The organism is Methylomonas albis (genome assembly GCF_014850955.1).
Lineage (GTDB): Bacteria > Pseudomonadota > Gammaproteobacteria > Methylococcales > Methylomonadaceae > Methylomonas > Methylomonas albis.
In genome coordinates, this window is the sequence record NZ_JACXSS010000001.1 from 636,544 (window position 1) to 650,712 (window position 14,169).

A 14,169-nucleotide genomic window follows, 5' to 3' on the forward strand; every position below is an offset into this window, starting at 1 on the left:
GTTCTGAATGATGGCGAATCAGATTGCAAGTTATAGGTACTGTTTTTGCCGCTTATTCGCCACACCGCGTTTTATTGCGATCGCTGTCGTCGTTTGTTGCAAGAACTTTGGTGGGCTTTTCTCGCCGCTCCGTTGATAATCCTGAGCTAACGCTGCTAGCGCATCGGCATGCGGTATAAGCAATGTGTCGGTCAGTACAGAATAGGTTAATTCGAACAAGCGCTTCAAAGCAATTTGCCAGGTGCTGTCTGTTAATGCATATAACGCATCGCTGAATTGCAAAAAGCGGGCGAACGGTTGATCGGTGACAATCAGCGGCAGGGTTGTGGCAAAACGGCCGGAATTGCCGATCAAATCCCAAAAGCGGGCAAATCGTGTAATGCGTTGCAAGTCGGTAAAGCCTATGTCGCGGGTGCTGAGAATGGCATAAGGCGGCTGTGGGTCATAACGTAGGCGATAGTTGTCGTTATGACGATTGATTGGTGCGCCGCGTAGGCGCTTTAAAATGCCGACTTGAATTTCTTGCGGATTCAGCGCAAACAATTTATCGAAACTGTTGCCGAAGCTCTCCACAGTGTCGCCAGGCAGGCCAGCGATCAAATCGGCATGAATATGGGCATTAGAATGTTGGCGTAGCCAGTTTAAATTGGTTTGGGTCTTTTGATTGTCTTGTTTGCGGCTGATTAGTTGTTGAATGGTCGGATCAAAAGTTTGCACGCCCACTTCAAATTGCAGTACGCCGGGCGGGAATTGCATGATGGCCTGTTTCAGACGCTCAGGTAAATTGTCAGGGATCACTTCAAAGTGTAAATACAAATCTTCACTCAATCGTGCCAAGAAAAACTCAAGGATGGCGACGCTGCTGTCTACCCTTAGATTAAAAGTCCGGTCGATGAACTTGAAATGCCGCGCGCCTCGCTGGTATAGAGTCTCCATTTGGCGCAAAAATTCGTTTAAGTTGAATGGTTTGGCGGTGGTATCCAGGGAAGATAGGCAAAATTCGCATTTGAATGGGCATCCGCGCGATGCTTCAACGTAGACAATCCGTTGGCGAATGTCGGTGTCGGTATAGTATGGATATGGCGATGCCAAGTTCTCCAACGCAGCCATTTCGCCGGTGACGATTTTGTCTGCTGGCTTTAGCCCTGATAGCAATTGTCTGCATAAGATGGGAAAGCTTATTTCACCGTTGCCTGTGATGATATAGTCCGCCAATTGGGCAACGCTCGGTAAATCCGGTGGATGGCTAAGCTCTGGGCCCCCAAGTATGATGATAATTTCTGGGGCGACTTGTCTCAGGATTGCTATCACTGAGTTAATTTCTGCTACATTCCAGATATAAACACCAAAGCCGATAACCCTCGCTTGTTGTTGCAGCAGCTTCTCGACAATTTCGATCGGGCGCTGTTGGATGCCGAATTCCAATAAGGCCGTGTCAGCTTGCAAGGTACCCATGCTGGCATACAGATAGCGCAAGCCAAAAGCAGTATGAATATAGCGGGCGTTGAGAGTGGTAATAACGATGCTGGGCATGTCTGAGAGAAAAAAGAGTTGCGTCTTGAGTGATTCGGTTCGGCAGCATAGCACCAATTTTATTGGTGGAAGAAACTCGTGGCACGGCGGTAAGCTTAAGTAAACACTGGCTATGGATACTTGTAGAGAATGGTATCAGGCTAAAAACCTAGGGGCGGCTGGTTAATATTGTGCCGCCAAGGTTGCGGGGTGTATGGGGCTAAACGGCTGTTGCAATCGGCTGATAGTTACAACCGATTTTTCCAAGCATTGGTTTTAAAAATCCAGAAAAATCAGGTTGTTGAAGTCGATGCTTATTTAAGTTCGTCAAGCAAAGCCTGTGCGGCTTGTTGTTGTTGTTTTGAGCCTTTGGATAGTACGTCTTCGGCTATCGATTTTGCGGCTTCGGTATCACCCATGTCGACATAAGCTTTTGCCAAATCAATTTTGGTTTCGAATTCGTCCATATCGGTCAAATCGGAAACCCCCAACTCAAACTCGTTGTTGTCCGTAGTGCTAATTATAGGGGTGTCAAAGTCGAAATTAAAATCAAACTCGCCGTCTGATTTTATCGATGTCTCAATTGCTTTGTCGAAGGATTGCGCCGATTTAGGTGTGATATTGTCAAAATCGGAAAAGTCGAATGTTTCCAATTTCAACTGCGAATCCAAATTCAGCTTTGAATCGTTATGGTGGCTATCGTCAGCTGATGTTTCCGCACTAATATTATCAAAGTCGAAATCGAAACTTTCTACGTCCGGGAGCGATTTTTCGCTGGTTTCCGTAGCGTCTGCAGCGGCTTTTTCGTTACCGTCGAAATTGCTAAAGTCAAACGTTTCTAGATCTGCTTGGGAGGCCTCAACAACCTTTGCTGTATCAGCGTTGGCCTTATCTTCAGTATCGAAGTTAAAGTCGAAACTCTCTAAAGTGTCCAACGTGCTAGAAGATTTTGCTTCGAGCACCTCGTTACTATCAGTAGGTTTGGATTCCATATCGGCCTCCAAACCTGACGCGCCGGCAAAGTCCAGGGTTTCCAGTTCTGAGGTAGCAGAATCGGCTTTGCCATTTTCCGAGTTGGTATCGAGTGCAAAATCGAAGTCGAACGATTCTATGTCGTCGGGCTCAGGCTCAGCATCAGCAGCAGACTTGGACGAAGATGGCTGATCGAAATCAATGCTCTCGATGTTTGCGTCGGATTGCTTATTCTGGTCCTGAGACTTAGTGGTGCCGCCGAAGCTGCCCAGATCGAAATCTAGTCCGTTGTCCTCTAAAGCCAAATCCTCATTGATGTCCAGGTCCGACAACTCATCGTCGAGCAGCGCAAAGCTGTTATCCAAATCGATAATTTCTGTATCGGCTACAGTCGAGGCTGTGATGTTGACACTTGTGTCATTTTTGCTGATTGGCGCTGTAGTGGCAGCAAAGCTTCCACCAAACAACGCTAAATCAGGAACGATTTCTTTCGCCATGTCTGAGACTTTTTTCCAGAATGGCTTATCTGCTTGTTTGCCGGCATCGGCTAGTTCTTGAGCGTAACTGGCAAAACTGTCTTTGTTTTCACTGGCATAATAGATTTCCAGCAATTTCAGTTTGCACTCGTCACGGTTAGGTTGTTCGCTTATCGCATGGCGAATAAGCTCTTCCGCTTGCTGGTAGCGACCATACGCCAAGTAAACGTCGGCTTCCGAGATAGGGTCTACTTCGTTTTGATCGGTATCGAATGCATCGAAATCGCTAGGGGTAAAGTCGCTGATAAACGAACTTTCACCTACCGTGCCGACATCGTATTCGTCGGTGCTGCTGATGTCCATGATGGGTACGGACAAGCTGCTTTCGGAATCTGGCAGACGAATTTGGCTGGCCGATGCGAACATGCTTTCGGTGTTGGTGCGCTCGTCGATTTTACGTTTGCGCCACAATAACCAGCCCAGAAATCCAAAAATGCCAGTGCCTAAAGTGCCTGCAACCCAATAATAAGCGTCTGATCCAAACAGGCCTTCGTCTTCAGCAACAATCGGGGGCGCCGGAGGCGGTGTAACCTTGGGAGCCGGAGGAGCAACAGGCTTAGGCGTTGGCGGTGCAACAACTACAGGTTCGGTAATCGGTGGTTGCGGTGTGGTTGTTACGGGCGGAGCTGGTGGTTCAGCGGTAACGGCGGGTGCCTGTGGGGTCGGTTGCGTCGGCTGTTGGGCTGATTCGCCCGGAGCCGGTTGAACGGTAGTTTGTGCTTGTTTGTTGTTTTGTAAGGTAGCGAGCTGCTGATCTTTTAAGGCCAGCAGCTGTTGCATCATTCCCAGTTGTTGCTCTAGTTTTTCGATGCGGGCTTGCAGCTCCAGATCTTTCCCATCAGGTGCCTGATCGGTGGTACCGTGTACAGTGGGATGAGCTGCTGCAGCCGAGTTTTGTTCGGTTTTTATCGCGCCGGTGCCCGCTGCCTTGGCTTCGGTAGGCGCAACCAGTTCAAGCGCTTTCTTAGGCGTTTCGGTTTGAGTGGTTTCCGGTTTGACCTGCTTGCCGGCCGCTTTGCGCTCATTTTGTGCTTGTCTTTGCGCAGGATTCATGATCGCGTCCGGCTCAGGAATCTTTAACGTGGCGCCTTCTTTCAAGGAATTTATGTTGCCATTGTTAAATGCGTCCGGGTTGGCTTTGTACAACGCGGTAAGCATTTTCTGGGTCGGAATGTTTTTGTCCTGACCCACTTGAGTGGCGATACTCCACAAAGTGTCTGATTTTTGGATGGGGCCGAATTCGCCGCTGGTCGGTGTCTGTGGGGTAATGCTATCGTTAGACTCGGCGCGGACTGCGCGTTTGGGCGCAGTTCGGGTTCTCTTAGCAGGGCGCGCCACCGGTTCTATAGGCTCGGCGCTGTAACCACTAGTTTCCGCAACAGGAATTACTGGTTGGTTATACGCTGTCGGCGGGTCGATGAGCAATGTGAATTCGCGCATCATGCTGCCTTGCGGCCAAGTCACTTCCAGCAGGAAATCCAGAAAGGGTTCTGTTAAGGCTTCCCGCGACGAGACTTTCACAATAATGGAGCCGTTTGCTTGGATCACCGGTTCCAGCTTGATTTTGGATAAAAAATAATTCCAAACCACGCCGGCTTGGTCGAACTTTTCCGGTGGGGCCAATTTTACCGTGACATCGGAAGGGTTTTCTCCGGGTGCAACGCTCAGCCTGATTTCGGCATCGAGTTTTTGGTTAAGGGCCGAATGTAACTCAATTTCGCCGATACCTAAGGGTTGGGCACTGACTGGTGCCAGTAACGACACAACCGCTAAGGCTTTAGTTAAATTGCTCACATTGCTTTCCTTCACTTGTAATACCTCGGTACTTACTGACCCACTATAAAACACAGAGCTAAGCGTAGACTAGATGTAGCTTTTTACCAGGACTTCGGCTATTTGCACACTGTTAAGCGCCGCACCTTTTCTGACATTGTCGCTGACGACCCAGAGATCGATGCCGGTCGGATGCGAAATATCCTCGCGAATTCTGCCGACAAACACGTCGTCGTTGCCGGACGATTCGGTCACTGCAGTGGGATAACCGCCGTTCTCCCGTTCATCCAGTAAGGTGATGCCGGGGGTCGACGCCAACAGCTCCCGCACCCGTTCGGCGGAGATTTTCTGTTTAGTCTCGATATGCACGGCTTCCGAGTGTCCAAAAAACACCGGCACCCGCACAGCGGTCGGATTAACCAGAATATCGGCATCGCCGAGGATTTTTTGAGTTTCCCAGACCATTTTCATTTCTTCTTTGGTATAGCCGTTGTCCATGAATACATCGATTTGCGGCAATACATTGAAAGCAATTTGTTTCGGATAGACGCTGGGCGTTACCGGTTTGGCGTTCAATAGATTGGCGGTTTGCGTCGCCAGTTCCTCGATTGCTTCCTTACCGGTGCCGGAAACGGCTTGATAGGTGGCGACGTTGATCCGGCTGATGCCCACAGCATCGTAGATCGGTTTCAACGCAACCAGCATCTGGATGGTAGAACAATTGGGATTGGCGATAATCCCGCGATTTTTGTAATCGGCGACTTTCTCCGGATTGACTTCCGGCACCACCAACGGAATGTCGTCGTCGTAGCGAAATTGCGAGGTATTGTCGATCACCACGCAACCGGCGGCAGCGGCTTTGGGTGCGTATTCTGCGGACACCGATGCACCCGGAGAAAACAGGCCGATCTGCACTTTGGAAAAGTCGAACGTCGCCAAATCTTCGACGACCAGCGAGCCGTCTTTAAAAGGGATGCGTTTGCCGGCCGAGCGCTCACTGGCTAAGGCATATACTTTTCCGACCGGAAAGTTGCGTTCTTCCAAAATGGAAATCATGGTTTCGCCGACCGCGCCAGTGGCGCCGACGACTGCTACATCATAAGTTTTAGACATATTGCTTATCCTTTTAAGGCGTTGAGTACGGCATCGCCCATGCCGGAAGTGCTGACTTTGATCATGCCTTCCGAGTAAATATCCGCGGTTCTGACTTTACTGTCCAATGCGGTGTTCACAGCATGTTCGATGCGCTCGGCGGCTTCCGGCTGATTAAATGTATAACGCAGCATCATCGCGACCGACAAAATGGTCGCCAATGGATTGGCGATACCCTGGCCGGCAATGTCCGGCGCGGAACCGTGTATCGGCTCGTACATGCCCTTGGCGTTGGCATCCAAGGAAGCCGAGGGCAACATACCGATGGAACCGGTCAGCATCGCCGCGATGTCGGACAAAATATCGCCGAACATATTGCTGGTAACGATCACATCGAACTGTTTCGGTGCCCGCACCAGTTGCATCGCGGCGTTGTCGACATACATATGGCTCAGTTGTACGTCCAGATAGTCCTTGCCCACTTCGGTCATCACGTTACGCCACAATTCGGTGACTTCCAGCACATTGGCTTTGTCCACCGAACAGAGTTTTTTGTGACGCTTTTGCGCAATCTTGAATGCGGAATGGGCGATGCGACGGACTTCCGACTCACTGTAAATCTTGGTATTGATACCGACTTTTTCGCCGTTTTCCGCCACATGCACGCCGCGCGGCTGCCCGAAATAAATGCCGCCGGTCAGTTCGCGGACGATCATGATGTCCAAGCCCATGACAACTTCCGGTTTCAAGGTCGAGGCATCGACCAGTTGCGGATACAAAATCGCCGGACGCAGATTAGAAAATAGATTTAGCTCGGAGCGAATACCCAATAAGCCGCGCTCCGGACGTATCGCATGCGCTAGCGGTTCCCACTTAGGACCGCCGACCGCACCCAATAATACCGCGTCAGCGTTTTTGCACAGATTCAGCGTGGTTTGCGGCAACGGGGTGCCGAAAGCATCATACGCGGCGCCGCCGATCAAAGCGTTCTCAAATACCAAACCCAAATTCATGTCGGTATTCAGAAAACTTAAAACTTTGATCGCTTCGGCAACAATTTCCGGTCCGATGCCGTCGCCAGCCAGGACTGCAATTTTTTTGGGCATTTTTTTACCTTTCAATGGAGCTTATGCGTCTTTGAACAACCACGGGGCGCGTTTGGCGCGCTCAGCTTCATAGGTTTTAATTTTGTCGGCGTGTTGTAGTGACAACGCAATATCGTCCAGACCATTCATCAAACGGAAGCGGCGGTTTTCATCGACGCTAAAGCCAATGTTTTGGCCGCTAGGCGTGGTGATGGTTTGCGCCTGCAAATCGATGGTTAGCTGATAACCGTCTACGCCCTCCTTGAACAATAGATCGACGGTTTCGGCTGGCAACACGATAGGCAAAATACCGTTCTTGAAGCAGTTGTTAAAGAAAATATCGGCAAAACTCGGGGCGATAATTGCCCGGAATCCGTAATCTTCCAGAGCCCATGGCGCATGCTCGCGCGAGGAACCGCAACCGAAGTTTTCGCGGGTCAGCAAGATTTGCGCGCCTTGGTATTTGGCTTGATTCAGCACGAAGTCTTTGTTCAAAGGCCGGTTAGTGCAATCCATTTCCGGCTCGCCTCTATCCAGATAACGCCATTCATCGAACAAATACGGGCCAAAACCGGCGCGGCGAATCGATTTCAAAAACTGCTTGGGGATAATCGCGTCTGTATCGATATTGGCGCGGTCCAACGGCGCAACCAACGCGGTCAAGGTAGTAAAAGCTTTCATGCGACATCCTCCGCAACGTTAACGAAATGACCGGCAATCGCTGCCGCCGCGGCCATGGCTGGGCTGACCAAGTGGGTACGGCCGCCGTAGCCTTGGCGACCTTCAAAGTTACGATTCGACGTCGATGCGCAATGTTCGCCGGCTTCCAGGCGGTCGGCGTTCATCGCCAGGCACATCGAACAGCCGGGATCGCGCCATTCGAAATCAGCGGCGGTGAAGATTTTGTCCAGACCTTCCGCTTCCGCTTGTTGTTTGATTAAGCCCGAGCCGGGCACGATCAATACCTGTTTCACGGAAGCCGCTTTTTTTCGGCCTCTGATCACGGCCGCAGCGGCGCGCAAGTCTTCGATCCGTGAATTGGTACAGGAACCGATAAAGACTTTGTCCAGCTTGATGTCGGTGATTTTTTGACCGGCTTGCAAGCCCATGTATTGTAAAGCCCGCTCGATGCTTTGCCGCTTGACTGGATCGGCTTCCTGGGCGGGATCGGGCACGTTGGCATCGACTGCCACTACCATCTCCGGTGAAGTACCCCAGCTGACTTGTGGCTTGATCCCAGCGGCATCAATATTGATGACTTTATCGAATAAATCGCCGTTGTAGCTGTCGGAACGCAGGTTTTGCCAATAACGTACCGCCATGTTCCAGTCGTCGCCTTTAGGCGCATAGGGACGGCCTTGGTAATAATCGATGGTAATGTCGTCGACCGCGATCAAACCGGCACGAGCGCCCGCTTCGATGGCCATGTTGCAGACCGTCATCCGGCCTTCCATCGACAAAGACCAAATCGCATCGCCACCAAATTCGATGGTGTAGCCATTACCGCCAGCGGTACCGATTTGGCCGATGATCGCCAACACGATGTCTTTGGCAGTAACGCCAGGACCGGTTTTGCCATTGACTTTGATCAACATGTTTTTGGCTTTTTTCTGCACCAGACATTGGGTGGCCAGTGCATGCTCAACTTCCGAGGTGCCGATACCAAACGCCAAGGCCGCAGAAGCACCATGCGTAGAGGTATGCGAGTCGCCGCAGACGATGGTCATGCCAGGCAGAGTGGCTCCCTGCTCAGGACCGATCACATGCACAATACCTTGGCGAATATCGCTCATATCAAATTCGGTAATGCCGTACTCTTTGCAGTTGTTTTCCAAGGTCTCGACTTGCAATCTTGAAACCGGGTCAGCGATGCCTTTGTCGCGGTCAGTGGTCGGCACGTTGTGATCGGCAACGGCCAAGTTTCTGGCGATGCGCCAAGGTTGGCGGCCGGACAGACGTAAGCCTTCAAAGGCTTGCGGGGATGTTACTTCGTGCAGCAATTGCCGATCGATGTAAATCAGGCACGAGCCGTCGTCTTCGGTATGAACGACGTGGTCGTTCCAGAGTTTGTCGTATAAGGTTTTACCAGCCATTTGGATTTCTCTACTGTAGGGCACGCATCGCGTACCGAAAGCTAAAAGGTACGCATTGCGTACCCTACTAAGTTTTTATGCCAACACCGCGAACACTTTGTCGGTAATGTCTTGCACCGAGCCGACGCCGGCAATCGAAGCGAATTTAGCGTTTTGATCGGGTGCGGAATAAAAGCCGACCAGCGGTTTGGTTTGATCGTGATAAACGCTCAGGCGTTTGCGCACGGTTTCTTCCTGGTCATCGTCACGTTGGATCAAGGCTTCGCCGGTGGCGTCGTCCAAGCCTTCCTGTTTCGGCGGGTTGAAAATTACGTGATAGGTACGGCCGGAGGCCATGTGCACGCGTCTGCCGCTCATGCGTTTAATGATTTCCTCGTCATCAACGGCGATTTCAATCACATGATCCAATTCCACGCCCATTTTTGCCAAGCCTTCAGCCTGAGCGATGGTGCGCGGAAAGCCGTCCAGCAAAAAGCCGTTTTGGCAGTCGTCCTGGGCAATGCGTTCTTTGATCAGGCCCAGAATAATCTCGTCAGACACCAGGCCGCCGGCATCCATGACTTTTTTGGCTTCAATACCCAGTGGGGTGCCTGCGCGAACGGCGGCGCGCAGCATATCGCCTGTGGAAATTTGCGGAATCGCAAACTTCTCGGTGAGAAACTGAGCTTGGGTGCCTTTGCCCGAACCGGGGCTGCCTAACAGGATAATGCGCATATCAATCACTCCAGTGTATGAATCAGGCTGGTTGCCTTTATATATAAAGAGAGCCGGCTCAAGCGCATCAATTCGTGAGCCTGGCGGAAAAATGCGGCATTTTATCGTACTTGCCCTGCGAATGCCGCCAAATGTTGTCCGGAGCTGCGGATTGGGCCGTGGTAAAACTAACCGGCAATGTCTGCTTGGATGTGTGAACTCAGCAAGGCAAACTCCGCCAAGCTGATCGATTCGGCTCGTAGATTGGCATCAATGCCCAAATCAATGATGTCTTGTTCGCTGATAAAATTCTTTAACGAATTGCGAATGGTCTTGCGGCGTTGCGAAAATGCTTGGGTCACCAATTGGCTAAAGCTTTTCAGGTCCGGGATAGTGACTGGGGGCTGCGCATGTGGGGTCAGTCGAACGATGGCCGACATTACTTGTGGGATAGGGTCGAAACTTTCCGGCGGTACGTCGAACAGCAATTCGGTTTCGCAGTAATACTGCATCATCACGCTGAGCCGGCCATATTTCTTGCTGCCCGGTTCGGCGCAAATCCGGTCCACGACCTCTTTTTGCAACATAAAAAGCATGTCCTCAACGCAGTCGGTGGTCTCCAACAGATGAAACATTAGCGGCGTGGAAATGTTGTAAGGCAGATTGCCGATGATGCGCAGTTTTTCGCCGGCTTGCGCCAAAGCGACAAAATCGAACTTCAAAGCGTCGGCGCTATGCACGGTTAAATTGCTGTGGCCGGCAAATTGTTTTTGCAAGCGGCTGACTAGGTCCCGGTCCAGCTCGACCACATCGAGTTTTGCGCCGGACTCCAGTAAAGGCAGCGTTAGTGCGCCCAAGCCGGGGCCGATTTCCACCCAATGTTCGCTAGCCTGCGGATGGGCACTGGCCAGAATGTTATAAATGATGCTGTGATCGTGCAGAAAATTCTGGCCAAAGCGTTTGCGGGCGGTGTGGGTCATTTTTAGTTTGATAAGTGAGGAATCATATCCAGCGCAGTCTGCAACGCAAACTGCAAGCTGCCGAGGTTGGCTTTGCCGGTGCCGGCCAGGTCCAGCGCGGTGCCGTGGTCGACCGAGGTGCGGATGATGGGTAGGCCGAGGGTGATGTTTACGGCTTGACCGAAGCCTTTGTATTTCAGTACCGGCAGGCCTTGGTCGTGATACATCGCCAGGACCGCGTCGGCGATATCCAGGTATTTTGGGGTAAACAAGGTATCAGCAGGAAGTGGGCCGTAAAGTATGATGCCTTCGCCACGCAAGCGCTCCAAAGTCGGCTCGATGGTCTCGATTTCCTCGCGGCCCAGATGGCCGCTTTCGCCGGCGTGCGGATTTAGGCCGCAGACTAGTATTTTTGGTTGGTCTATTGCGAAACGTTGTCTCAGGTCGCGGTTCAGCAAGCGGATGATTGTCGCCAAGGATTCCTCAGTGATTGCCACGCTTACCTCCGACAAGGGTAAATGGGTAGTCGCCAACGCGACGCGCAGACCGGGTGTGGCCAGCATCATGACCGGTGTGCCGCCGGTCAGGTCGGCGATAAATTCGGTGTGACCGCTGAACGGGATACCGGCGTCGTTGATTACACCTTTTTGCACTGGGCCGGTAACCATTCCCGCAAATGCGCCGCTCATGCAGCCTAAAGTTGCTTGGCGGATGGTTTCCAGAACGTATCGGCTATTGGCGGAGTTGAGACGTCCGCAAACGGCTGGCTCGCTTAAGCTGATTGGCAGTACGGTTATGGTGCCGGCTTGCTGCTTGTTGACAGCTTGATCGATGTCGAAAAGTTGAATGGTCAGCGGCACACCAAGTTGTTCCGCCCGTTGCTTTAATAATTCCGGGTCAGCAATGGCAACGAGTTGGCAAGCCTGTTCCTGTTGCGCGAGTTGTACGCATAAATCCGGGCCGACGCCGGCCGGTTCGCCGGGTGTAAACGCTATGCGAGGTATAGGCATATTAAATCCCAAATCGAGCCGCGAAATGGCTGGTTATAAGTCGGGCGAGGATTTGTTTACTGTCTATCTGCGGCCCGTTCGGATAGTTAGACAGGCTTGTGCTCCTGGCAAATTTGTTCGCTATCCTCATTGCTGAGCTTTTCCTGAGTAAGTTGACAGAAAAATCCGCCGTCCTTTTCGCTGAAATTACGGCAGGTTTTGCAGACGCCGAATGATTGTGATTGGTTGGCTTTTTGCAGGGCTGTGAGTGCTTGTTGAAACACATTGGCATCGGATGGCGGAGAATCACTGCTGCGCAGGATTGCGGTGGCGCCGTGAAACAGGTCGGATGGGCGAGCTTGCTGCAATACCGCCGCACCCTCGGCTAACAATTGCAAATGCACCACGCGTTTGTCGTTGGCATCCGGGGTTTTGCCGATATAACCCTTTTTCTCAAGAATAATCAGCGATTGCGACACGGTGCCGCGCGTCATGCCCAAATAATTGGCCACAGCCGCCGGCGTATTACTGTACTTGTTACAGCGCGAGAGGTAATTGAGCACCTGGAAGTGTACGGGTTGCAAGCCTAGTTCCGTACATTTTTTCCGTTCCTCGGAGCGGATCAAAGTGGTCATGCACTCAATAAGTTCATAAATATCAGTTTGTTGCATAAATTGCATTCTCATCGTGACCCACAAAGTTGACAAGGCGATGGTTCAGGGGGTAAATTGATAGCGAATCGAAATATTACTTTATAACATCGGCCTGGAGTCAACAAGTTGTTATTTTACCATGCTAAACCGGGTGGCTGTTCGTCCTGGTCTTTTATGGTTTAATGCACCAAGTTGGCTCTTTTTTTCACTTGCGGGTGGCAGGAAATTTAAATGAAAAATACTATAAAAACACTCAATAAATCCCTACTGGCGAGTTCCATCGCCATGCTGCTGTCATCCGGGGCGGCAGTAGCAAAATCCGACGATTTTCACAAACTTTATCAAGACAATTGCGCCAGCTGCCACGGTTCCGATCACGGTGGCTATCTGGCGCCAGCGCTGAATTCAGCCACGTTGAAAGGCCGCAGCCCCACAGCCTTGCGCACCATCGTGATGGCTGGCAGCTTTGACACTTTAATGCCGCCGTTCTATGGCAAACTTGATGATGACCAAATCCGCGGCGTGATTAAACACCTGCAAGAAACCCCCAAACAACCCAATCCGGCCTGGACGATCGACGATATGAAAAAGTCGTTGAAAGTCTATGTTAAAGACGAAAGCACCTTGCCGGCCAAGCCTAGCTTCCAAATCGACGATAAATTCGAAAATCTGATTGGGGTGGCGGCGCGCGGCAAATACGGTCGTGGCGAAGGCTCCAAAGCGATCTTTATTAATAGCTCTACTCATCAAAAAGTCGGCGAAGTACCCACCGGCACTGCCGCGCATATCATTGAATTCAACCCGGCCAATCCGCGCTGGGCTTACGTCAAAACCGATACCGCCGAAATTTTTAAAGTTGATTTATATTCCATGCAAGCGGTGCGCAGCATCAAAACCGGCTGGAATGGCCCCGGTATTGGCGTCTCGCGCGACGGTAAATACATCATGGCCGGCTCTTTCGTGCCGCATAACGCCGTGATACTGAATGCCGACACCCTGGAGCCCCTAAAAGCCTTTGAACTCGAAGGCACCGATCCCGATGGTAAGCACGTCTCGTCCGATTCCGGCATGATCATCGGCACCCCCTATGCGGACATTTTCGCGATTGCGCTGGAAAATGCCGGTCAGGTTTGGGTGATCGATTTAAACAAAGAAGGCTTCCCGGTGACCCGCATTGAGAAAGTGGGCCGGCATTTGCACGACGCCTTCCTGACGCACGGCGGCAAAAAGTTGATGATTGCGTCTTATGACGACAGCATCGTGGCGGCCATCGATCTGGAAAAACGCGAAATCATCAAAAAACTGGAAGCCGGTTGCGTGCCGCACGTGGGCGGCGGTTCAGCGGTTAAAGTCGACGGCCGCACCTTGGGCTTTGGTACCAACTTCGGCGATTGCGATAAAACCGTAGTCAGCGTTTGGGATCTGGACAAAATGGAAGTCGTCAAACAAGTGCCGGTTTCCGGCGGCACCGAATCGCCTGCTGCACATGCCAACGCGCCTTATGTCGCGGTTGACATCATCAGCAAGGACAGACGCGCCCGCACCGTGCAATTGATCGACAAGAAAACCCTGGAAGTGGCTAGAACGCTGGATGTCGGCGGTCACGCATACTTCCCTGAATACAGCGCCGACGGTAAATTCCTGTATATCAGCGCCGGTTACAACGGTGACGAAGTGGTAGTGTACGATTCCAACACCTTGCAAAAAGTCGCCAGCGTACCGATGGAAAGCCCGGCAGGAATATTCTCGCGCGGCCGGGTTAAATACATGACGCGCGGCTTGTCACCCGACGAAATGGAGCAAGCAAAATGA

The 14,169-nt window shown here is 51.6% G+C and carries 11 protein-coding genes; 1 reads left to right on the plus strand and 10 read right to left on the minus strand.

What is annotated here, in order from left to right; genetic code table 11:
• Positions 1-30: 30 nt before the first annotated feature.
• The 10 genes from EBA_RS03090 to EBA_RS03135 form a co-directional block, all read right to left on the minus strand.
• Positions 31-1,533, minus strand: a complete 1,503-nt coding sequence (locus EBA_RS03090; RefSeq protein ID WP_192373166.1) for a B12-binding domain-containing radical SAM protein — start codon at positions 1,531-1,533, stop codon at positions 31-33.
• 293 nt (positions 1,534-1,826) lie between these two features.
• Entirely contained in the window at positions 1,827-4,814 is a 2,988-nt protein-coding gene (locus EBA_RS03095; protein WP_192373168.1) for a FimV/HubP family polar landmark protein, read from the minus strand.
• Between the two features lie 69 nt (positions 4,815-4,883).
• Positions 4,884-5,906 (minus strand): aspartate-semialdehyde dehydrogenase, encoded by a 1,023-nt coding sequence (locus tag EBA_RS03100; protein ID WP_192373170.1) that lies wholly within the window; start codon positions 5,904-5,906, stop codon positions 4,884-4,886.
• A 5-nt stretch (positions 5,907-5,911) separates the two neighbouring features.
• On the minus strand, positions 5,912-6,991 hold the full coding sequence (gene leuB / locus EBA_RS03105; protein ID WP_192373173.1) for a 3-isopropylmalate dehydrogenase: 1,080 nt from the start codon (positions 6,989-6,991) through the stop codon (positions 5,912-5,914).
• Positions 6,992-7,012: 21 nt separating this feature from the next.
• Entirely contained in the window at positions 7,013-7,651 is a 639-nt protein-coding gene (gene leuD, locus EBA_RS03110) for a 3-isopropylmalate dehydratase small subunit (protein ID WP_192373175.1), read from the minus strand.
• Entirely contained in the window at positions 7,648-9,063 is a 1,416-nt protein-coding gene (leuC, locus tag EBA_RS03115; protein WP_192373177.1) for a 3-isopropylmalate dehydratase large subunit, read from the minus strand. Before leuC ends, leuD begins: the two co-directional genes overlap by 4 nt.
• Positions 9,064-9,138: 75 nt before the next feature.
• Positions 9,139-9,777: an adenylate kinase gene (gene adk / locus EBA_RS03120; protein WP_192373179.1), complete on the minus strand. Its 639-nt coding sequence runs from the start codon at positions 9,775-9,777 to the stop codon at positions 9,139-9,141.
• A gap of 167 nt (positions 9,778-9,944) precedes the next feature.
• Positions 9,945-10,736 carry a 16S rRNA (adenine(1518)-N(6)/adenine(1519)-N(6))-dimethyltransferase RsmA gene (gene rsmA / locus EBA_RS03125; protein ID WP_192373181.1) on the minus strand — a complete coding sequence of 264 codons (792 nt, stop codon included), beginning with the start codon at positions 10,734-10,736 and terminating at the stop codon, positions 9,945-9,947.
• 2 nt (positions 10,737-10,738) lie between these two features.
• The gene (gene pdxA / locus EBA_RS03130) at positions 10,739-11,725 is read right to left on the minus strand and encodes a 4-hydroxythreonine-4-phosphate dehydrogenase PdxA (RefSeq protein ID WP_192373184.1); all 987 of its coding nucleotides are present in this window, start codon (positions 11,723-11,725) and stop codon (positions 10,739-10,741) included.
• 86 nt (positions 11,726-11,811) lie between these two features.
• Entirely contained in the window at positions 11,812-12,384 is a 573-nt protein-coding gene (locus EBA_RS03135) for a MarR family winged helix-turn-helix transcriptional regulator (RefSeq protein ID WP_225616451.1), read from the minus strand.
• A gap of 204 nt (positions 12,385-12,588) precedes the next feature.
• Between EBA_RS03135 and EBA_RS03140 the strand changes: the two genes are divergently transcribed.
• The gene (locus EBA_RS03140; RefSeq protein WP_192373186.1) at positions 12,589-14,169 is read left to right on the plus strand and encodes a nitrite reductase; all 1,581 of its coding nucleotides are present in this window, start codon (positions 12,589-12,591) and stop codon (positions 14,167-14,169) included.